Below are 21,575 nucleotides of genomic sequence, written 5' to 3'. Positions count from 1 at the left end.
TCGCGGCGCATGCTTGGTCCATCTTTTCCGCAGGCTGCCGCCATGTCGTCCTTCGAGAATTACACCGATCTCGCCGTCCTCGTCATCTGGGTTGCGTGGCTGCTGTACTGGTTCGTCAGCGCGTTCGGCAACAAGGCCGCGGCGCGGGTGGACGGCTGGGCTTCGTTCCTGACCTATCGCGTGCCGCTGGTGGTGGCCTACGTGCTGCTGTTCAGCCGGGCGACGTGGCGGCTATGGCCATGGCTGGTGCAGCGTTTCCTGCCGCATGGTGTCGCATGGCCGTGCATCGGGCTGGCCGTGTTGCTGCTGAGCCTGGCGTTCGCCTGCTGGGCGCGCGTGGCGCTGGGGCGCAACTGGAGTGCCACGGTGCAGCTCAAGCAGGGCCACGAGCTGGTGACCGCGGGGCCGTACCGCTGGGTGCGCCACCCGATCTACACCGGCATGTTGTCGGGCGTGCTGGGCAGTGCGCTGGTGATCGGCGAATGGCGCGGGCTGGTCGCGCTGGCGCTGGTCTTCGCCTCGTTCGCCTACAAGCTGCGCCACGAGGAAAGCTGGATGCGCGAGCAGTTCGGCGCCGCCTATGTGGAGTACATGCGGCGTACCAAGGCGTTGATTCCCGGCGTGCTGTAGGGGGCTTGCGAGGGCGGAGCAAAAAGCCCCTCTCCCCAGCCCCTCTCCCGCAAGCGGGAGAGGGGAACACGCGCGCTCAGTGCGACAGCGCGAACGCGGTGAGGATCTGCGCGGTTTCCCCGGGCTTCTCCATCTGCGGCATGTGGCCGCAACCGATCAGGGTGCTGGCGCTGATGCCCGAGGCGTGGACGAGGCCGTTGCGCAGGCTGTCCATCGCGGAGATGTCGATCACCTTGTCGCCGTTGCACCACAGGCCCAGCACCGGCATGGTGAGCTGGCCGAGCCGGTTCTGCACGGCGAGGTATTGCGAGGGTTCGCGCAATTCGTCGAATACCTTGGCCATGAAGGCGTGGTCCTTCACGTTGTTCGCCACCAGCACGTCGACGAAGCGGCCGGGGATCTCGGGGCGCTTGGCCAGCACGAGGTCGGTGGCGCGCCAGAAGCCGGCGGCGTCGGAGAACGCGAGGGGATCCTTGCCGGCCAGCGATTCGCGCGCAAAGGCGTTTTCGTTGAACTTCAGCCCGAAGCTGTCCATCAGCGCCAGCCCGCTCACGTGCTCGGGGTGTTCGGCGGCGTAGGTGCCGGCGATCGCGCCGCCCATCGAATGGCCCACCAGCAGGAAGCGGCCGAGGCCCAGCGTCTGCACGAAGGCCTGCAGGCGTGCGGCCTGCGCGTCGATGTTGTAGCTGGCGTCCATGTCGCGCGACGACTCGCCCCAACCCGGCAGGTCGGGGATGACGAGGTGGAAGTGCGGCGTGAGCTGCTTGGCCACGTCCAGCCAGACGTTCTTGCTGTCGGCGAAGCCGTGCAGCAGCACGATGGTGGGGCCGCTGCCGCCCTCGTAGTACGACCAGCGGGTATCGCCGGCCTGCACCGACTTCTTGTCCAGCTGCGCGGCCATCGCCTCGCGCGCGTAGTTGGCGTTGAGCAGCCACTGCGGCGCGAACAGGTAGCTGCCGCCCAGCAGCACGCCCAGCACCACCACCACGATGGCGAGGAACTTCAGCCGGCGGACGAGCATGCGCTTCCAGAGCGGGCGGGTGGAGGTGTCGGTGTTGGGCATCGGTTGAATCTCGTGGTGATTGAGCTCCCTCCCCTGCGTGCAGGGGAGGGTTGGGGTGGGGTTGCTCTTTGCGGCATCGAAGCACCCCCTCCCGGCCTCCCCCTGCCAGCATGGGGAGGAGGTTGAAGAGCGTTACTTCGCGGCAGACTTCGCCTTCGCGAACAGGCGCTCGATGGCCTGCTGCGTCATCGGGTGATAACCGTCCTTCGCCTTGGCATAGACCTGCCCGGCGTAAGCCAGGCCTTCCGGCGTCTGCGCGAACGCACGGTACACCGGCGTGGTGAGGTAGAGGCGGCCGATGCGCGTCATGTGCTCGGCGGCGGCCGGCCACACGGCCTTGTCGCCGGCGGCGATGGCGTGCACGTACCAGCGCATGCCGATCTCCGCGTTGTGCGTGCCGGTGAGGTGCCAGGCGGCGTCGATGGCCTGCACCTGCGCCAGCGTGGGCGCGTCGGGCAGGCGGTCGAGGAAGTACATCCATTCCTGCGTGTTCCAGTCCTTCGCGTCCAGTTGCGCGGCGGGCAGGCTGCCGGCGAGGAAGGCGCTGCGTTCCTTGTCGATGGCGTCGAAGCGCGGCGAGTCGGGCAGTGGCGCGTCCTGCGGGATGCCGGCGCCGTACACCCAGGCCTGCACCTCGTCCCAGCGCATCTTGCCGGGGTATTTCTCGATCAGGTTGGGCTTCATGTAGGCCAGCATCTGCTCGGTGGTGATGCTGTGCCAGGCGAAGTGGTCGAAGTAGCCCTTGAGGTAGGCGTCGAAATCCGCGCGGCCGAACTTCTGCTCCAGCGTGCGCAGGAACCACGAACCCTTGTCGTAGGCCACGTCGGAGAGCGCATCGTCGGCGTCCACGCCGCGCGGCTCGGGCGCCAGCTTCTGCGAGTTCGCGGGCATCTTGCCGATGGATTTCTGCAGCGCGCGGGCGGAGAGCAGCGCCTCCTCGTCGGCCAGGCGCTTGCCGTACAGCGCCTCGGTGATGCGCCCCTGCACGTAGGTGGTGAAGCCTTCGTTGAGCCAGCCGTCGCGCCACGCGGCATTGGTCACCAGGTTGCCCGACCAGGAGTGCGCCAGCTCGTGCGAGATCACGCTGACCAGGCTCTTGTCGCCCACGATGATCGTCGGCGTGGCGAAGGTCATGTTGGGGTTTTCCATGCCGCCGAAGGGGAAGGACGGCGGCAGCACCAGCAGGTCGTAGCGGCCCCAGCGGTAGGGGCCGTACAGCGACTCCGCCGTTTCGATCATCTTCTCGGTGTCGGCGAACTCGCTGGCCGCCTTGTCCACCACGGAAGGCTCGGCGTACACCGCCGAGCGCGGCCCGGTTTCCTTCACCGCGATGTCGCCGGCGGCGATGGCGAGCAGGTAGGACGGGATCGCGTGCGGCTGGTCGAAGCTGAAGTCGCCGTCCAGCGGATGCTTCGCGTCGTTCAGCGCGCTCATCACCACGCGCACGTCCTTCGGCGCAGTGACATGGGCGTCGTAGCTGAAGCGGATCGCCGGCGAATCCTGCAGCGGCACCCACGAGCGCGCGTGGATGGACTCGGACTGCGAGAACATGAAGGGCAGCTTCCTGTCCGCGGTCTGCGCGGGCAGCAGCCACTGCAGGCCGGAGGCCTCGGGCGAGGTGGCGTAGGCGATGCGCACCTGCGCCGGATGCCGCGGCGCCTCGATGGTGAGCTTGCTGCCCAGCTCCTTGTCGGCTGGTGCGAGTACGTACTTCAGCACCTGTGTCCTGCCGTCGGCGTCCACCGCGTCCACCGAGGCGATCGACAGGGCGCGCGTGTCCAGCACCAGCGCAGGGGCCTGCGGGTTCTTCCAGTCCAGCTTCAGCGTGGCCACGCCGTCGAGCTGCTTGTGCGGGAAGTCGATCTTCAGGTCGAGGTCGAGGTGGGTCACCACCACCTGGTCGGGCTGGGCGTAGGAGTGCGGGTCGTTGGCGTGGGCGGCCAGCGGCAGCGCGAATGCGGCCAGGGCAAGGACGGGGAGCGGGCGCATGGCGGGTACTCTGGAACCGAAAGGGCCAAGTATGCCATCGCCCTCCTGGTGGCGAACCGTGGCGGAAGTCCGGTCAGCTCTCGGCGACGGCCTGCTCCGGGTGGATCCGGTAGCCGTGCTTGCCCGCGTGCTTGACCTGGTACATCGCCCGGTCGGCGTGTCCCAGCAGTTCGGTCAGGGTATGCCCGTGCCGTGGGTAGAAGCTGATGCCGATGCTGGCGTGCATGGCCCACGAGCGCTCGGCGGCCACGATGGGTTCGGCCAGCGCGTCCAGCAGTTTCCTGGCGATGGCGTGGGCCTGCTCGGCCTGATCGAGCTGGGTGCAGATCGCCACGAATTCGTCGCCGCCCAGGCGGGCGCAGATGTCGGTGCTGCGGGTGGCATGGGTGAGCCGCTCCGCCACCACTTTCAGCACTTCGTCGCCGGCCAGGTGGCCGGCCTGGTCGTTGATGGACTTGAAGTCGTCCAGGTCGATGCACAGCACCGCCACCAGGTGATGCGGGCGGGTGGCCAGCAGCAGCGCGTTCTCGAACAGCGAATTCATGTAGCGCCGGTTGTTCAGGCCGGTGAGCGGGTCGCGGAAGGCCATGTCCAGCGCGTGGGACTCGGCCAGCAGCAGGCGTTGCTGGAAGCTGCGCAACAGCGCGGCGAGCAGGGCGAAGTACTGCGCCAGCGTCAGCGCCACGCCCAGCAGGAAACCGTGCGAGGACCAGATGGGCGCCCACGCGATGACCGGGTAGACCAGCGCCCAATGCAGCGCCAGCAGGAAGCTGGCCGCGCTGGCGACCGGCATCCAGCGGGCATCGAGTTCGTCGCGGAAGCGCAGGGCGACCCAGCCGATGGCCGACTGGACCAGCACGCTGACGCCCACCAGGGTCAACCCGCGCGAGTGCGGCGTGGCGCCGAAGGCCACGCCCAGCCAGATCCATGCCTCGACCGCGAACCATGCCAGCGCCACGAACCGCAGGTCGAACGCGAGCCGGAAGCAGCGGATCATGCCGGCGACGAGGCAGGCCGATTCCATCACCTTCAGCGCGGCATAGATCGCCTCGGTCGGCGCCCCCGCGTCGGCCACCGGCTGCAGCAGGTAGTCCACGTGCCCGGCGCAGGCGAACAGCAGTGCCATCGCCCACCATCCGGCGCCGGGATTGGTGCGCGGGATGGTCCGCAGCCACAGGAACAGCGCGCAGAAGACGAGATAGACCGCGGCGCCGACCGCGTGAATGGCCTGGTGCGACAACATGGCAGCCCCCCGGCAGGCCCACCCTTCGCCAATCCGGTCGATCGCCGGCCTGGCGCCCCTGAACGCTTGCGCGAATGCGTGGCCAGTCTGGATCTCCGCTTTCGCAAAATGCAAGCAGCAAAATGTATAGGCCGCGCGGCTTTCCTTGTGGTGAGGGTTGGCGCAAGCTGGGCGCCTGCATGGGAACGGGGGCGGGCATGCTGGACGGGGTGTATTTGCCGGCGGTGGGCTATTTCTCGGTCGCGTTGATCGCCGCCGCCGGCATTGCCTTCGCGTCGGGCGTGCAATACACGGTGATCGGCCTGTGGCAACGGCGCAGCGCGATCCACCTGTCCTATGCGCTGCTGTGCTTCCTGATCGCGGCGCTGGCGCTGGGCAACGTGCGCCAGAACGATGCCGCAGACCTGGCCGATGCCGTGGCGGCGATCCGCTGGACCATCGGCGCGGCGGTGCTGTCGTTCCTGCCGTTCGTCGTGTTCATCCGCGGCTACACCGGCGACGCCACCGGCTGGCGTACCGTGCTGGTGCTGGGCGCGGTGTTGCTGCTCTTCTTCTGCGTCAACCTGGGCGCGCCGGCGACGCTGTTCTTCAGCGAGCTGCGGGCCGGCCAGGGCATCACGTTGCCCTGGGGCGAGCGGCTGTACCGGCTCGACGGCGTGGTGTCGGCCTGGGGTTGGCTGTTCCATGCCGCGACCTACGCGCTGTTCACCTGGGCGCTGGGCCGGGCATGGCGGCAGTGGCGGCGTGGCGAAGCCATGCTGGCCATGCTGCTGGGCATCTGCCTCGCCATCGAGTTCGCCGCGCTGCTGTGGGGCGACATCGCCATCGACGTGCTTGGCGTGCCTTCGCCCTACCTCGATGCGTTCGCCTTCCTGCCCTTCGTGCTGCTGATGAGCCTGTCGCTGGCGGCGCAGTTGCGCCAGCAGACGCGGCAACTCGAGTCGGTCAGGCGGCGGCTGGAGATCGAGGAGCAGACCCGCCAGGCGGCGGAACACAAGCTGCTGCATCTCGCCTACCACGACGGCCTCACCGGCCTGCCCAACCGCAGCCGACTGCTCGAACACCTCGAAGGCGTGCGCGACGAAGCGCGGGCGCAGGGCTGTTGCGGCGCGTTGCTGCTGATCGACCTGGACAACTTCAAGACCATCAACGACGGCCTGGGCCACCTGGTCGGCGACCGCCTGCTGGAGGCGGTCGCCGCGCGCCTGCTCGCGATCGCGCCACCGCAGTCCCTGCTGGCGCGGCTTGGCGGCGACGAGTTCGTGCTGTTGCTGGGGCCGCTGCCCTGCGCACTGGCCGATGCGCGGGCGCAGGCGCAGCGGCTGGCCGAACAGTTGATCGCGCGGCTGGCCGAGCCGGTGGCGGTGGATGACCGCATGCTCGCCGTGGGCGCCAGCGTGGGCATGGTGATGTTCCCGGATGGCGAGGCCGACGTCACCGACCTGCTGCGCCACGCCGACATCGCGCTGTACCGAGCCAAGGCGGCCGGGCGCAGCATGGCGCGCCTGTTCGAGGCGCCGATGCAGCGGGAAGCCGACACCCGCCTGTTGCTGGAGCGCGGCCTGCGCGAGGCCCTGGAATGCGACGCCGAGCACGCGCAGTTCGCCCTGCATTTCCAGCCGCAGCTGGATCGTGATGGCCGCCTGCTGGGTGCCGAGGCGCTGCTGCGCTGGCGCCATCCGCAGTACGGCGAGCTGTCGCCGGACCGGTTCATTCCGCTGGCCGAGGAAACCGGCCTGATCCACGCGCTTGGCGCCTGGGTGATCACCGAGGCCTGCGCACGGCTCAGGGCCTGGGAGCGCGACGGCGTGGCCTTCCACGGGCGGCTCGCGATCAATGTCAGCGCGTGGCAACTGGCGCATCCGCATTTCGCCACGCAACTGGAGCGGCAGGTGCGTGGCGCCGGCATCGCGCCCGAACGGCTGACGCTGGAACTGACCGAAAGCGCCTTGCTGCAGGATTTCGACGGCACGCTGGCGATGCTGCGCCGCCTGGTCGGCGCCGGCTTCCATCTCGCGCTGGACGATTTCGGCGTCGGCTATTCCTCGCTGAGCTACCTGCAACGCCTGCCGCTGGACGTCATCAAGATCGACCGCGCCTTCGTCAGCGGGCTGGCACCCGCCGACACCGACCCGTTGGCCGGCTTCATCGTCGACGTGGCGCATCGCCTCGGCATCGCCACGGTGGCCGAAGGCGTGGAGACCGAGGCGCAGCGGCAGGTGCTGGTGGCGCTGGGTTGCGATGGCCTGCAGGGTTACCTGATCTGCCGCCCGGTGGACGATGCGGGCTTCCGGCGCTGGTTGCTCGAGCACGAACGCGCGTTGCCCGCGCCGCCGGTGGTGGCCGGCGATGTCGTGCCGGCCCAGTCGTAACCTGTTCCATAGCGACGGTCCGGTTGCCTGGCGGCCTCGGCGGCGCCGAAAGTACGGGCGTGCATCTCCATGTGTGCAGGCAGTCCCGGCGCCGGGTGCCAGGTGATCATGAATGGCCGGACAGGCGGCCGGTTCGCGCCGCCGTGTAAAATGCACCCTTTTCAGTCTGGATCCATGGCGAAAGCTTCCTCACGGGCGCCCGTGCTGGGCCCGGCGTTCATTCGCCTGCTGGCCCGCTTCAGCGATGCCGACCTGCCGCGCACGCCGCCGGTGTTGACCGAGCGGCTGGCGCAGTGGTTCGACTGGAATCGCGCACTGGTGCTGTCGCGCGCGCTGGACGGCAACCTGCCGGCTGCGGAGGGCGACAGGGCCGGAGACGACAGGGATGTCGACGACATGCAGGATGCCGGGTGCGCGGAAGTGCGCCAGTCGCTGGTGCAGGCCATCGATGCCGACATCGCGCCTGCGCTCGACTACCAGCCCTACCGCCAGCATTGCGTGGCCGTGCAGCGCGCGATGCAGTCGGCCACCGGCCTGCTGCGCGGCCGCCTGCGCGACGCGCTGGCCCGCCAGTCGCCGGCCAAGGCGCGGCTGGCCGAGGTCGATGCGGTGATGGAGGCCACGCTCAGTCCGCGCGAACTGATGTTGCTGGCCCGTGTCCCGAGCCTGCTTGGCCTGCATTACCAGCACCTGCGCGACACCGAGAAGCTTCAATACACGCAGACGCTGCCTGATGAATCCCTCTCCCGCTTGCGGGAGAGGGTGCCCGAAGGGCGGGATAGGGGTCGTGGGCGAAGCGTGCCCTCTCCCCCGACCCCTCTCCCGCAAGCGGGAGAGGGGAGTAGAGCCTCTGCGCTTGACGATACCTCTGCGACGCCTGCCGCCGGCCCCTGGCTGGCGCGGTTCCGCCAGGACATGCGCATGGCGCTGCTGGCCGAACTGGAGGTCCGCTTCCACCCCATCGACGGCCTGCTCGCAGCGCTGCGCACCCGGTAACGCTCCATGTCCCGAAACCTCGTCGCTCCCATCGTCTTCCTGGCCGGCCTGCTGGTCGTGGGCTGGATAGCCATCGGCTATCTCGGCAACCACACGCTGGCCTTCGCCGTCGCCGCCCTGATCGCCGCGTGCTATCTCGCGGGTTCGTTCGAGCTGCTGCGCTACGGCCAGGCCACCGCCACGCTGCTGCGCGCATTGCCGTCCATCGAACAGGCCGGAACCCATCCGGGCGACTGGCTGGTCCGCCTGCATCCCGGCCTGCGCAACAGCGTGCGCCTGCGCGTCGAAGGCGAACGCGTCGGCCTGCCGGCGCCGGCGCTGGCACCCTACCTGGTGGGCCTGCTGGTGCTGCTGGGCATGCTGGGCACCCTGCTGGGCATGATGGCCACGCTGCGCGGCACCGGCCTCGCGCTGGAAAGCGCCACCGACCTGGATGCCATCCGCAGTTCGCTGGCCGCGCCGGTCAAGGGCCTGGGCTTCGCCTTCGGCACTTCCATCGCGGGTGTGGCAACCTCGGCGGCGCTGGGCTTGCTGTCGGCGCTGCTGCGGCGTGAGCGCGCGCAGGCCGTGCAGCAGCTGGACGCCGGCATCGCGATGCACCTGGGGCAGCATTCGCCGTCGGCGCAGCGCCGCGAAACCTTCCGCCTGCTGCAGGAACAGAACGCGTTGATGCCGGCGCTGGTGGATCGCCTGCACATGCTGACCGACACGCTGGAGCGCCGGCAGCAATCCGCGGACGAGCGCCTGCACGCCGACCAGCAGGCCTTCCACCAGCGCACCGAAGCCGCCTGGACCCGGCTGGCCACGACGCTGCAGCAGGCGTTGCACGACGGCATCGCCCAGCAGGCCAACGCCGTGGGCGCCGCGCTGCAGCCGGTGGTGGACACCACCATGGCGGGACTGGCCGAACAGTCCGGTCGATTGCACGCGTCCATCGAACACGCCGTGCGCCGGCAACTCGACGGCCTCGATGCCGCCGTGCAGGGCGCGGCCGGCGCGGCCCGCGAAAGCTGGGGCGCGGCCGTGGCCGAGCAGCAGCGCGGCAACGCGGCGCAGGCGGAGGACTTGCGGCAGGCCTTGCAGCAATTCGCCGCCACCTTCGAGCAGCGTTCGGCGACGCTGGTCGATGGCGTGGCTGCGCGCCTGGAGGACAACACCCGGCGCACCGCCGAAGCTTGGAGCGCTGCGCTCACGAGCCAGCATGAAGCGCACGACGCGCTCGCCCGGCGCAACGAGCAGGCGCTGGTGGCGGCTTCGGCCAGTTTCGACGAGCACGCGCGTGCCCTCGTCGGCAGCCTGCAGCAATCGCACGGCGAACTGCAGTCGGCGCTGGCCGCGCGCGACGAGCAGCGCCTGGCGCAGTGGTCGCAGTCGCTGTCGGCCATGCTCGCCGCGCTCGACGAAAGCTGGCAGCGCAACGGCGCGCAGGTGACGCAACAACAGCAACAGGTCTGCGACGCGCTGGCGCGCACCGCCGGCGAAGTCGCCACGCAATTGCAGGCGGCGGCGGGCGGCGCGCTGGACGGCATCGCCGGCAATGCGCAGGCGCTGACCGAAGCCGCCGCGGCGTTCGCGCAGCGCAGCGACGCGATGATCCAGTCGCTGCAGCGCTCGCACGGCGAATTGCAGGATGCGTTGCAGGCGCGCGACGCCGAGCGCCTCGCGCAGTGGCGCGAGGCCTTCGCCACGCTGACCGGCGAGTTCGGCCAGCGCTGGGAGCACAGCAGCGGACAGCTCGCCGCGCACCAGCAGCAGGTCTGCGCCACGCTGGAAGAAACCGTGCAGGCGATCAGCGAACAGGCGCAGGTGCAGGCCCGCGACACGCTGGCCGAGATCGCGCGGCTGGTCGCCACGGCTTCCGAGGCACCGCGCGCCGCTGCCGAAGTGGTGGCCGAGCTGCGGCAGAAACTGTCCGACAGCATGGTGCGCGACACCGCGATGCTGGAGGAACGCGGCCGCCTGCTGGCCACGCTGGAAACCCTGCTCGACGCGGTCAACCACGCTTCCACCGAGCAGCGCGGCGCGATCGACGCGCTGGTGTCCACCTCGGCCGACCTGCTGGAACGCGTCGGCAGCCGCTTCACCGCGCAGATCGAGGACGAGCGCGGCAAGCTCGACGAGGCCGCCGCGCACGTCACCGGCAGCGCGGTGGAAGTGGCCAGCCTGGGCGAGGCGTTCGGCACGGCGGTGCAGCTGTTCGGCCAGTCCACCGAGGCGCTGAACGGCCGCCTGCAGGGCATCGAGTCGGCGCTGGACAAGTCGCTGGCGCGCAGCGACGAGCAACTGGCCTACTACGTGGCGCAGGCGCGCGAGGTGATCGAGCTGAGCATGCTGTCGCAGAAGCAGATCATCGGCGAGCTGCAGCAGCTTGCCGGGGCCGCCAGCGCATGAGCGACGAGATCGAGTTCGACGCCGAGTCCAGCGCCACCACCTGGGCCGCGTTCGGCGACCTGATGTCGGTGCTGCTCGGCGTGTTCGTGCTGATCCTGGCCAGCGTCATCGGCGTGCAGCTGCTGCTGCACCACCGCCTGGACCAGGAAGTGAAGCAGCGCCAGGCCGAGGCCGCCCGGCTCAGGACGCTGGAGCAGGCGCTGGCCGCGCCGCTGGCCGCCGGGCGCGTGACCCTGGTCGATGGCCGCATCGGCATCAGCGGCAGCGTGCTGTTCGCGCTCAACTCCGACCAGTTGCAGCCCGCGGGCCGCGAACTGCTGCAGAGCATCGCGGGCCCGCTGCGCGATTACCTCCGTTCGCGCGACGAGATCCTGATGATCAGCGGCTTCACCGACAACCAGCCGGTGCGCGCGGCCAACGCGCGCTTCGCCGACAACTGGGAGCTGTCGGCGGCGCGCGCGCTCACCGTCACCCGCGCGCTGATCGCCGACGGCGTGCCGGCATCGTCGGTGTTCGCCGCCGCGTTCGGCGCCGGGCAGCCGGTAGGCTCCAACGACGACGAGGCAGGCCGCGCGAAGAACCGCCGCGTGGAAATCGCCCCGGTCCCGCGCCAGAAGAACGACGGCAAGGCCGATGCGCGCTGAGCAGGGCGACCCGCATGCGCGGCTCGCCGCATGGCGCCAGCAGGGCGCCGATCGCGCCGACCCGTTGCGCTTCGCATGGATGGATGCGCTGGCGCGGCGTGCAGCACGCCACGACGGCGCGGTGCGGCAACGGCTGGACGCACGCCTGCGCGAACTGGTCGATGCCTATGCCGACCTGCTCGCCAGTCCCCCCGGGGCGCAGCCGGCGCGCGGCGCCGGCGAAAGTCCGCTGAAGCAACTCATGGCGTATTTCGCCAGCGCACCGCGGCTGGATGCCGCTACGCAAACCGCGGCTGCGGTGCAAGCCAACGAATCCGGCGGGCAGGCACTCGCCATCGACACCGCGCCGATGCCGGTGCTGGACGAGTTCCAGCAACTGTGGAGCCGCATCCGCATCGACAGCCTGCTGCGCCAGTGTCTGGACTCGCTCTCCGAAGATGCCGGCCCGCTGCACTCCAGCGTGCTGACCTACCGCGCCATGATGCTGATGCGCGAAGTCTCGCCCGAATACCTGCAGCACTTCATTGCGTATACCGACGTGCTGACGTGGATGGAGCAGGTTGGCGGCGGCGCGGTTGCTGGCGGCGATGCCGATGGTGCGGTCGCTGTGCGCAAACCTGCGCGCGCGGGTGGCATACGGCGAAAGAAGCCATCGGCGAATCCGGAAGCCTGATCTGCTCGCCATCGATCAACGAAGCGAGAGGTTCGAGTTCGCGTGGGCATTGCCAGTGAATCCCTCTCCCTTCGGGACCTGATTAGCGTCGAGTCTCAGTCGTGCCATGTTCGGTCTCCCTCCCCTGCATGCAGGGGAGGGCTGGGGTGGGGTCAGGTTCTTGCGAAAGCCATACATGAGAGTCTTTCGCAGGGTTTCACCCCCTCCCAACCTCCCCCTGCAAGCAGGGGGAGGAGCAAATCGGCTTGCCGCTGAGACTCGACGCTAATCAGGCCTTCGGGAGAGGGTGGCGACCTGCAGGCGCCGGAGCGCCTGCGGAACGGCGAAGCCGGCCCCGAAGGGGTAAGCGCCATGGATGGCGCAAATCCAGCCGGGTGAGGGTTCGGGCGAAGCGAGGTAGTGATGACTTGCGCAGAATGTCGGCGGCACGCTTCGACCGAACCCTCACCCCCAGCCCCTCTCCCGGAGGGAGAGGGGAGAAGAGCGGCATCAGCCGTAACGATCCGCCAGCTTGTCGGTAGCCTCCACCAGCGCATCGACGATGGCCGGATCGGCCGCGCTGTGGCCGGCCAGCACGATGCGCAATTCCGCCTCCGGCCAGGCCGCATGCAGGTCGAGCGCCGTCTTCACCGGACAGATGATGTCGTAGCGCCCGTGCACGATGGTGGCGGGGATGCGGCGGATCTTCGCCACGTCGCGCAGCAGCTGGTCCGGCCCGAGGAACATGCCGTGGCGGAAGTAGTGCGCCTCGAGCCGTGCGAGGCTCACCGCCTTGTGCGGCTCGGCGAAATCGCCGCTGGCGTCCGGGTCGTGGACCAGCGTGGTGCTGCCGCCCTCGTACTCGCTCCACGCCTGCGCGGCGGCGAGGCGCAGTGCCTCGTCGTCGCCGTCGAGGCGCTTCCAGTACGCCACTATCATGTCGCCGCGCTCGGCCTCCGGGATGAAATCGCGGAAGCGTGCCCAGCGCTCGGGGAAGATGAAACGCGCGCCGCCGTCCGCCTCGTTGAACCAGCGCAACTCCTCGTCGCGCGCGAGGAAGATGCCGCGCAGCACCAGTCCCAGCACGCGCTCGGGATGCGCCTCGGCGTAGGCCAGCGCCAGCGTGGAACCCCACGAGCCGCCGAACACTACCCAGCGTTCGATGCCGAGTTCCTCGCGCAATGCCTCGATGTCGGCGACGAGGTGCGCCGTGGTGTTGTCGACGAGGTCGGCGAACGGCGTGGACTGCCCCGCGCCGCGCTGGTCGAACAGCACCACGTGCCAGCGCCTGGGATCGAAGAAGCGGCGATGATAGGGCGCGATGCCCGCGCCAGGGCCGCCGTGCAGGAACACCGCCGGCAATGCGCCGGGCGTGCCGCACTCTTCCACGTATAGCGTGTGACGCGCATCCACCGCGAAGCGGCGCGTGCGGAAGGGCTCGATTTCGGGGTACAGCTCGCGCATGGTGATATTCCTCGATGTAGGAGCGCACCTTGTGCGCGAATGCTTTTGACTCCGATCGAGCATCAAGGCATTCGCGCACAAGGTGCGCTCCTACGGTCTGTGTCTAGCCGAAGTGCAACGCGGCGGTGAGGTCGCCCGGCGCCGGTCCGCCCGCATCGCGCATCGCCTTGTCGCGCATCACGATGCCGGGCAGCGGTTCCAGCCCGAAGCGGCGGTTGAGGAAGCGCTGGATCGAGCCGGTGTCGTAGATGGTGTGGTCGATGTGACCCTTCTTTGCGTAGGGCGAGATCACCAGCGCGGGGATGCGCGTGCCCGGTCCCCAGCGATCGCCCTTGGGCGGCGCCACGTGGTCCCACCAGCCGCCGTTCTCGTCCACGGTGATGACCACCAGGGTCTGCGGCCACAGCGGGCTCTTCTGCAGCGCGTCGATGACACTGGCGATGTGCGCGTCGCCAGCGGCGATGTCGGAATAGCCCGCGTGCATGTTGAGGTCACCCTGCGGCTTGTAGAACGCCACCGTGGGCAGCGTGCCATTGGCGATGTCGGCGATGAAATGGTTGGTAGCGGCATCGCTGCCGACGCCGCCGTCGCGCAGGTGCTGCGCGCGTGCCGTGGTGCCCGGCGCGAACGACTGGAAGTAGTTGAGCGGCTGGTGGTGTTCCTGGAAATTCGGCCCGTAGGGGAAGCTGTCGTGCGAGCCGCGCACGCCCTTGCCGTCCAGCGCCAGTTGCCAGCCGCCGCCGTACCAGGCCCAGTCCACGTTCGCCGCGCTGAGGCGGTCGCCGATGCTGGCATGCACCTGTGGCGGCAGCGTGCTGGGGTCGGCGGGGTCGGCCAGCGCCGGATTCTTCGGGTCCTTGGTGAAAGCCGGTGCATACGGCGGGCCCATCGTGTTCACCGCCCAGAAATCGGGAGTGAGCGCCATGCGCGAAGCGAACTTCGGCCGGCCCTGCATCGCGCTGGCGGGAGAATCGTCGGCGAGCTTGGGGCGCGTGCCCGTGGGGTCGTCGCCTTCCAGTTGCGTGATCTGGAACTGCGCCGGCGTCTTGTCCGCGTCCGGGAAGAACGGCGGCTGCGCGGCGACCAGGTACTGGTGGTTGAGGAAGGAGCCGCCGAAGGCGCCCATGAAGAAGTTGTCGCACAGCGTGAACTGCTGCGCCAGCCGCCACAGCGCGAAGTTGTCCGTGCCGGTGGCGTAGTGGCCCATCACCAGCGCGCCGCTGTCGCCCCAGGCGACGAAGCCATCGTTCCGGCCGCCGTTGATCTGCAGCTGGTTGTTGTAGAAGCTGTGGATCAGGTCGCGCGTGACCAGCGCATGCGGCAGCGGTTCGCCCTCGGGCGTGTGCAGCGCGAACGGCGCGTTGGCGATGTCGCGGATCGCGTCTTCGGCGATGTGGTACTCGCGGCCGTCCAGGGTCTGCTTGTGCGGCACCAGGCCGTGCCAGATCGGCGGCAGCGTATCCAGCAATTTGCCGTCGCGGTCGCGCTGCTGGAACTGTCCGGGCTTCAGCGCGGACAGCGGCTGCGCGAGCCCGGGGAAACCGCCGAACAGGTTGTTGAAGCTGCGGTTCTCCGCGTAGATCACCACCACGTGCCTGATGTGCTCGCGCAGCGCGGCATCCAGTGCGCCGCCGTCGGCGCTCGCCGTGTCAGTGCCGACGCCACGCGCATTGGTCTGGCAACCGCCCACCGCCAACGCGGCACCGGCCAGCGCGATGCCACCGAGCAAGCGGCGACGGGAAGGATCGGCAGGCGCGTCGTCGGTGGTGGTAGTGGGCACAGCGGGCGGCAGCTTCTCGGTCATGGCGATTCGCTCGTGGATATCGTGGATATCAAGGTCGGGAGTATGCCCGTCTTTGCCGTGGCAACGGGTCCACCCCGGGTCGAAATGGACCGCGACCATTTACTCTGCTGCGCATCGTTGCCAGCACATTGTTCATGCCTGACAACGCGACTCCCCATCGCGATGGTTCCAGCTGCGCACGTGTCAGCGCAATGCGATTCCGCGATGGCCATTGGCTCCGGCATGGTCGATGACAATGAAGGCGGCGTAGATTGCATCGTCGCAAAAACTTGCTTGTTGACGTGGCGCCCCCAGTGTCGCTACTTCTAAAAAAGCACCGCGCGCAACGCGCGGTCTGAAGGGGACAATGGGATGCGTGCACGTTGGCAAGGGAACTGCCTGTGGGCAGTGGCGTTGTTGGTGGCGTCAGCTGGGTGCCGAGCCCAATCGGTGACACCCGATCAGGAATACCAAAAGCTGATCCAGGTCGATCAAGCCATTCACCCATTGGGTGAGCATCCCTTCGGCGAAAACATCAGCCTGTACGACGGGAGCTTTTCGTTCGACGTCACCGACGTCACTTTGCACGGCAATGGCCCAACCATCACCGTGGGTCGAACAGCGCATTTTTTTGAGTGGTCCTCCGCCGGCGACGTCACTCGTCCAAATTTTCCATTCGACAACTGGGATTTGGATATCCCCCGCATCGAAACGTTGGCAGCGACGTCTCTGGGGTGGCAGACGGGGGTTGGCGGGGCTACCCCTACCGTAGGTACAACCAATCGGTGCAGCAATTTTGCGCCGCCACCAGGCATTCAATCCACGCTGGCTGAGGGAGGTTGGGTCGCAGATGAATGGTGGTATGGCTACAACCTGATGGTGCCCGGCGAAGGCACGCAGCCGTTGATGCCCCGTTACAGCGCAAATTCGCTGTCACCGACCATCAGCGGGATGAGCTTTAACATTGTCACGAAAAACAACTGGATGATCACGTGCGGCGTCACCGCAAGTGATGGGGGCGAGGGGTTCCTTGCCATCGCACCCGATGGCACGCGCTATACCTTCGCCCATCTTGTCTATCGCCCGTGGTATCCGATCATCGGTGCAGGGGGGCCACTCCCTCTAGATGGCGAGATCATCGCGACATCAGGCAATCCCTCCGCGCAGAGTGCTGCATCGGCCAAAAGCAACGCCGCAACACAGGGCGCTACGCCTATGACGGCCGGGCCAGGCGGCCTGGCCATCCTGGCTCGGGAAGATGCGTTGATGTATGTCACGCAGATCCAGGATCGCTACGGCAATACGCTGACCTACCACTACGATCCCACCACGGGGTATCTCTCCAGCATCACGGCGAGTGACGGCCGTGAGGTGGATGTCACCTACGTGTCCGGCTCGCCGAACATCCAGACGATTACCGCCAAGGCATCCAATGTTCCGCCGCGCACGTGGACATATACCTACGGCACGACTACCTACAGCACGACACTGACCGGTGTTCAATTGCCCGATGGCAGTGCGTGGTCCTACAACCTGAATATTGGGGCGTATGATCTCACGCTCCCTTCCAATGCCTGTTCACTCAACCAGTTTCCCTATTCCAATACGACCCCGGTCAGTGGGTCGGGTGCCGTCTCCGGTACGATAACGACGCCCTCTGGGCTCACGGGCGCTTTCGGCTTCGTGGGGAAAATGAGCGGCCGTTCGTATACCCCCCAAGTGTGCTGGGGGCAAAGCGGTGAAACGCCGCCGTTTGAGGAGGCCATGGCGATCTGGCCGGAATGGTACGTTCAACCCGCCATTGCGAGCGAAGTGATCTCGGGGGCGGGCGTGCCCACGCAGACCTGGACTTATAGCTACTCGCCCGCGAATGCGAGCTGGACGACCGACGCATGCGCGAGCAGCGGTACGTGTCCGACGACGGTGTACACCGTCGTCACCGATCCGGGCGGCAACGACACGGTCTACACCTTCAGCAATCGCTTCGATGCGACGGAAGGGCAACTGCTGAATACCAACTACTACAGCGGTTCCGCCGCCAGCGGAACATTGATGCGTTCGGTCACCAACACCTACGCCAATGCATCAGGTGGCCCTTGGCCAAGCGTCTATGGCATCGATCTGCTCTACCGCGACAATTACTATCAATCGGAACAATTGTCGCCGTTGAGCGAGCGCACGACCACGCAGGACGGCCAGACCTACACCTGGCAGGCGACGGCGTTCGACGCCTACGCGCAGCCGACCACGGTGACGCGCTCCAACAACATCGCCGGCCAGTCGTCGATCCAGGAAACCACCGCCTACCTCAACGACACCAACCTCTGGGTGCTGGGCCTGCCGCAAACCGTGACCAACGTGGGCACGGGCGAGGTGGAGAGCAGCAACACCTACAACAGCCTGGACGAGCTGACGGCGCGCGCCCGCTTCGGCGAGCCGCTGATGACCTATACCTGGAACAGTGCCGGTCAGCTGGCCAGCTTCGAGGACGGCGACAGCCACACCACCACGTTGGGCAACTACTACCGCGGCATCCCGCAGTCCATCGGCTACCCGGACAGCACCAGCGAGACCCTCTCCGTCGACGACCTCGGCCAGATCACGGCGATCACCGACCAGTCCGGCCACACCACGAGCTACAGCTACGACGCCATCGGCCGGGTCGCGCAGATCACCTACCCCTACGACAGCAGCATCGACAGCGCGTCGTGGTATCCCAAGGTGTTCACGTATGCCTACGTGACCAGCGCGGAGCGGGGCGTGGCGGCGGGCCACTGGCGCCGCACCACCACCCAGGGCAGCGCCACCGACACCACGTACTTCGATGCCACGTTGCGTCCGGTGCTGGACGACACCTCGAATGGCAGCGCGGACATCAGCACGGCCACCGCCTACGACTGGCGCGGGCTGACCACCTTCGCGTCCTACCCGGCCGCCGGCAGCCCGGCGCTGTCGGCGATCACCACCGGCACGCGCAGCACCTACGATGCCCTGGGCCGCCTGACGCAGAGCCAGCAGGACTCGGAGCTGGGCACGCTGACGACGACGACGGCCTATCTGTCCGGCGCGCAGGAACAGGTGACCGACCCGAAGGCCAACGTCACCACCACCACGTACCAGGTGTTCGACGAACCGGAGTACAAGACCCCGCTCCAGGTGCAGGCGCCGGCCGGCATCACGCAGGCGATCAGCCGCGACGTGTACGGCAACCCGCTGTCGATCACCCAGTCGGGCACCTACGGCACCGGCACGCTCAGCGTCACCAAGTCGCTGATCTACGACAGCTACCACCGCCTGTGCCGCACCGTGGAGCCGGAGACCGGCAGCACGGTGATGGCCTACGACGGCGCGAACAACCTGGCCTGGAGCGCGGAAGGCCAGAGCATCAGCGGCACGGCCTGCAGCCAGAGCGCGGTTCCGGCGGCCGCGCAGACTGCACGCAGCTACGACGCGATGAACCGCGTGCTGACGATCGTGCCGCCCAGCGGCACGCAGAGCACGACCTACACCTACGACACGATGGGCCGTGTACACAGCGCCGTCTCGGGCGTCGCCACCCAGGGCTTTGCCTACAACAGCCTGGGGTCGCTCACGGGCGAGAGCCTGCAGGTCAGCGGCAGCGGCTACACCTGGGCGCTCGGCTACGGCTACGACGCCTACGGCCACCGGGCCACGGTGACCTATCCGGCCGGCACGGGCACCAGCGAAAGCGTGAGCTATGCGCCCGATGCCTGGGGCCGCCCCACGCAGGCGGGCAGTTACGCCACCGGTACCAGCTACTTCCCCAACGGCCAGGTCGCGGGCTTCAGCTACGGCAATGGCCGCACCTACGCCGCCACGCAGAACACCCGCCAGCTGACCAGCGGCTTCAGCGATGGCACGAGCAGCGCGGCGGACCTGCAGGAAACGCTCACCTACGACGCCGACGGCAACATCACGGCGGTGACCGACCCCAGCGGCCTGCGCAGCAAGAGCTTCGGCTACGACGCCCTGAACCGCCTGACCAGCGCCACCGCCGCCAACCTCTATCCCGGCGGCCCGGAAAGCTACACCTACGACCCGGTCAACAACCTGCGCACGCGCCTGACGCAGGGCCAGACGCTGACCTACAACTACGACGCCACCAACAAGCTGGGCAGCATCACGCAGGGCGCGACGTCGATCGACACCTTCACCTACAACGCGCAGGGCGACACCATCGGCCAGAACAGCACCACGCTGGCGTTCGATGCCAAGCACCAGTTGACCAGCGTGCCGGGGCTGGAGAGCTACAGCTACGACGCCGCCGGGCGCCGTGTCGTGAAGCAGCCGACCAGTGGTTCGCCCACGTACTACCTCTACGACCAGGCCGGGCAGCTGATGTACCAGTACGCGCCGGGTACGGCCACGAGCAGCAATTACATCTACCTCGGCACCCACCTGGTCGCGCAGCACGACCATGTGCAGCTGAGCCAGCCCGGCGCCATCGGCTTCGGTACCAATCCCACCACCGGCAGCTCGACGGTGAGCTGGGGCAGCGCGCTGGCGGCCACCAGCTACACCCTGCAGCAGAGCAGCAACGGCGGCAGCACGTGGAGCACGGTGTACGGCGGCAGCGCCACCAGCACCACGGTCTCCGGCCTGGCCGCCGGTGGCTACACCTACCGGGTGGAGGCCTGCATCGGCAGCAACTGCAGCGGCTGGACGAGCTCGGCCACGCTGGGGGTGTGGCCGGCGATCCCGGCCGTCACGGTACCCACCGGCACCATCAACGGCCCCTACACCGTGAGCTGGACGGCGGCGACGGGCGCCACCGGCTACACCGTGCAGGAAAGCCTCAACGGCGGCGCGTGGAGCACGATCGCCACCAACACCACGGCGACCTCGATCAGCCGCCCGGGCACCACCACGGGCAGCTACACGTATCACGTGGAAGCCAGCGACGCCTACGGCACCGCCGGGTGGAGCGCCACCTCGGCGGCGGTGAGCGTCAACACGGCCTACGGCGTGGTGCCCACGCCGGTGCCCACGCTCACCGTGCCCGCGGCCAGCAGCACGGGCAGCGCCACGCTGGGCTGGACGGCGTCGTCGCCGGTGACCGGCTACACGCTGCAGCAGAGCAGCAACGGCGGCGGCACCTGGACGACGGTCTACAGCGGCACGGCGACCAGTGCGGCCCTGACGGGACTCGCCAACGGCAGTTACACCTACCACGTGCAGGCCTGCAATGACACGGGCGGCAACTCGGTGTGTACCGCATGGGCCACGGGCGGCACGCTGGTGGTGACGCATCCGCCGGCCAGCGCGCCGACCCTCACCGTCCCGGCGAGCAGCACCACCGGCAGCTACACCGTGAGCTGGGGGGCGGTGAGCACGGCCACCAGCTACACGCTGCAGCTGAGCAGCAACGGGGGCAGCACCTGGAGTACGGCCTATAACGGCAGCGCCACGAGCTGGGGGGCCAGTGGCCAGGGCAACGGCAGCTACGTGTATCGCGTGGAAGCCTGCAACGTGGGCGGCTGCAGTGCCTGGAGCAGCAGCGGCACGACCACGGTGTTGCTGCCGCCGGCCAGCGCGCCCAGCTTGAGCGTGCCGGCCAGCAATGCCACCGGCAGCTACAGCGTGAGCTGGAGTGCGGTGGGCACGGCCACCAGCTACACGCTGCAGCGAAGCATCGACAGCGGCGGCTGGAGCACGGTGCAGTCCAGCAGTGCGACGAGCTGGGCGGCCAGCGGCCAGGCCACCGGCACCTATGCGTACCAGGTGCAGGCGTGCAATGCGAGCGGCTGCGGGCCGTGGAGCGGCACCGGCACGACCAACGTGCTGCTGCCGCCGGCGAGTGCGCCGAGCCTGAGCGTGCCGGCCAGCAGCAGCACCGGCAGCTACACGGTGAGCTGGGGCGCCGTGGCGACGGCTGCGAGCTACACCCTGCAGGAGAACGCCAACAGCGCGGGCTGGAGCACCGTGCAATCCAGCAGTGCGACCAGCTGGAGCACCAGCGGGCGGGGCAATGGCAGCTATGCGTACCAGGTGCAGGCCTGCAATGCGAGCGGGTGTGGGCCGTGGAGCGGTGCCGGTACGGTGGCCGTGGTGCTGGTGCCTGCAACGCCCACGCTCACGGTGACCCAGAGTCACGTGGACTCGTTCATCAATGCATCGCTCACCTGGACCGCCGAGCCCACTGCAACGACATACGTGGTGCAGGAAGAGAGTGGCGCCACCATCACCCAGATGTATTCGGGATCCGGCACAACGTGGGCGGGTGGTTATGCCTACGGTGCCTTGCGCTCCTTCCGAGTGGAGGCATGCAATAGCAGTGGGTGTTCGCCCTGGACCGGGTGGCAGTGATGGCTTCGATGAGGATGCGGC

At 68.3% G+C, this 21,575-nt stretch carries 12 protein-coding genes; 7 read left to right on the top strand and 5 right to left on the bottom strand.

Features of this window, described 5'->3' with window-relative positions; all coding sequences use genetic code 11:
* The first annotated feature begins 42 nt into the window (after positions 1–42).
* Positions 43–630: an isoprenylcysteine carboxylmethyltransferase family protein gene (locus tag IHE47_RS16265; RefSeq protein ID WP_192107786.1), complete on the top strand. Its 588-nt coding sequence runs from the start codon at positions 43–45 to the stop codon at positions 628–630.
* A gap of 76 nt (positions 631–706) precedes the next feature.
* On the opposite strand, the gene IHE47_RS16260 is transcribed toward IHE47_RS16265, so the two are convergent.
* The 3 genes from IHE47_RS16260 to IHE47_RS16250 form a co-directional block, all read right to left on the bottom strand.
* Positions 707–1,693 carry an alpha/beta fold hydrolase gene (locus IHE47_RS16260; RefSeq protein WP_225562026.1) on the bottom strand — a complete coding sequence of 329 codons (987 nt, stop codon included), beginning with the start codon at positions 1,691–1,693 and terminating at the stop codon, positions 707–709.
* A gap of 132 nt (positions 1,694–1,825) precedes the next feature.
* The gene (locus IHE47_RS16255) at positions 1,826–3,682 is read right to left on the bottom strand and encodes a M1 family metallopeptidase (protein ID WP_192107784.1); all 1,857 of its coding nucleotides are present in this window, start codon (positions 3,680–3,682) and stop codon (positions 1,826–1,828) included.
* 73 nt (positions 3,683–3,755) lie between these two features.
* Positions 3,756–4,925: a diguanylate cyclase gene (locus IHE47_RS16250; protein ID WP_192107782.1), complete on the bottom strand. Its 1,170-nt coding sequence runs from the start codon at positions 4,923–4,925 to the stop codon at positions 3,756–3,758.
* Between the two features lie 197 nt (positions 4,926–5,122).
* Here IHE47_RS16250 and IHE47_RS16245 point away from each other — a divergent pair, with 197 nt between their 5' ends.
* From IHE47_RS16245 to IHE47_RS16225, 5 genes are all read left to right on the top strand, one after another.
* Positions 5,123–7,297 (top strand): EAL domain-containing protein, encoded by a 2,175-nt coding sequence (locus IHE47_RS16245; protein WP_225562024.1) that lies wholly within the window; start codon positions 5,123–5,125, stop codon positions 7,295–7,297.
* Between the two features lie 174 nt (positions 7,298–7,471).
* On the top strand, positions 7,472–8,293 hold the full coding sequence (locus IHE47_RS16240) for a DUF3348 domain-containing protein (protein WP_192107778.1): 822 nt from the start codon (positions 7,472–7,474) through the stop codon (positions 8,291–8,293).
* Between the two features lie 6 nt (positions 8,294–8,299).
* Positions 8,300–10,684 (top strand): DUF802 domain-containing protein, encoded by a 2,385-nt coding sequence (locus IHE47_RS16235; RefSeq protein WP_192107776.1) that lies wholly within the window; start codon positions 8,300–8,302, stop codon positions 10,682–10,684.
* Entirely contained in the window at positions 10,681–11,328 is a 648-nt protein-coding gene (locus IHE47_RS16230; protein WP_192107774.1) for an OmpA family protein, read from the top strand. Before IHE47_RS16235 ends, IHE47_RS16230 begins: the two co-directional genes overlap by 4 nt.
* On the top strand, positions 11,318–12,001 hold the full coding sequence (locus IHE47_RS16225) for a DUF2894 domain-containing protein (protein WP_192107772.1): 684 nt from the start codon (positions 11,318–11,320) through the stop codon (positions 11,999–12,001). Before IHE47_RS16230 ends, IHE47_RS16225 begins: the two co-directional genes overlap by 11 nt.
* Before the next feature lie 489 nt (positions 12,002–12,490).
* Here IHE47_RS16225 and pip read toward each other — a convergent pair whose 3' ends face one another.
* Entirely contained in the window at positions 12,491–13,444 is a 954-nt protein-coding gene (gene pip, locus IHE47_RS16220; protein WP_192107770.1) for a prolyl aminopeptidase, read from the bottom strand.
* Between the two features lie 103 nt (positions 13,445–13,547).
* The gene (gene acpA, locus IHE47_RS16215) at positions 13,548–15,248 is read right to left on the bottom strand and encodes an acid phosphatase (RefSeq protein WP_192107768.1); all 1,701 of its coding nucleotides are present in this window, start codon (positions 15,246–15,248) and stop codon (positions 13,548–13,550) included.
* A gap of 1,245 nt (positions 15,249–16,493) precedes the next feature.
* Here acpA and IHE47_RS16210 point away from each other — a divergent pair.
* A complete protein-coding gene (locus IHE47_RS16210) occupies positions 16,494–21,554 on the top strand; it encodes a hypothetical protein (RefSeq protein ID WP_192107766.1) in 5,061 nt (1,686 codons plus the stop codon).
* Positions 21,555–21,575: the final 21 nt, after the last annotated feature.

The sequence above is a fragment of the Rhodanobacter sp. DHB23 genome (genome assembly GCF_014842975.1).
GTDB lineage: Bacteria > Pseudomonadota > Gammaproteobacteria > Xanthomonadales > Rhodanobacteraceae > Rhodanobacter_A.
Note: the sequence above shows the minus strand (reverse complement) of the source record. Positions and strands in the feature narration are given on the sequence as shown.

What these genes read in the sequence shown, in the direction of transcription:
- pip (WP_192107770.1), bottom strand. Translation starts at nt 13,444, where the DNA reads ATGCGCGAGCTGTACCCCGAAATCGAGCCCTTCCGCACGCGCCGCTTC.
- IHE47_RS16245 (WP_225562024.1), top strand. Translation starts at nt 5,123, where the DNA reads ATGCTGGACGGGGTGTATTTGCCGGCGGTGGGCTATTTCTCGGTCGCG.
- IHE47_RS16265 (WP_192107786.1), top strand. Translation starts at nt 43, where the DNA reads ATGTCGTCCTTCGAGAATTACACCGATCTCGCCGTCCTCGTCATCTGG.
- acpA (WP_192107768.1), bottom strand. Translation starts at nt 15,248, where the DNA reads ATGACCGAGAAGCTGCCGCCCGCTGTGCCCACTACCACCACCGACGAC.
- IHE47_RS16225 (WP_192107772.1), top strand. Translation starts at nt 11,318, where the DNA reads ATGCGCGCTGAGCAGGGCGACCCGCATGCGCGGCTCGCCGCATGGCGC.
- IHE47_RS16235 (WP_192107776.1), top strand. Translation starts at nt 8,300, where the DNA reads ATGTCCCGAAACCTCGTCGCTCCCATCGTCTTCCTGGCCGGCCTGCTG.
- IHE47_RS16250 (WP_192107782.1), bottom strand. Translation starts at nt 4,925, where the DNA reads ATGTTGTCGCACCAGGCCATTCACGCGGTCGGCGCCGCGGTCTATCTC.
- IHE47_RS16210 (WP_192107766.1), top strand. Translation starts at nt 16,494, where the DNA reads ATGTATGTCACGCAGATCCAGGATCGCTACGGCAATACGCTGACCTAC.
- IHE47_RS16240 (WP_192107778.1), top strand. Translation starts at nt 7,472, where the DNA reads ATGGCGAAAGCTTCCTCACGGGCGCCCGTGCTGGGCCCGGCGTTCATT.
- IHE47_RS16260 (WP_225562026.1), bottom strand. Translation starts at nt 1,693, where the DNA reads ATGCCCAACACCGACACCTCCACCCGCCCGCTCTGGAAGCGCATGCTC.
- IHE47_RS16255 (WP_192107784.1), bottom strand. Translation starts at nt 3,682, where the DNA reads ATGCGCCCGCTCCCCGTCCTTGCCCTGGCCGCATTCGCGCTGCCGCTG.
- IHE47_RS16230 (WP_192107774.1), top strand. Translation starts at nt 10,681, where the DNA reads ATGAGCGACGAGATCGAGTTCGACGCCGAGTCCAGCGCCACCACCTGG.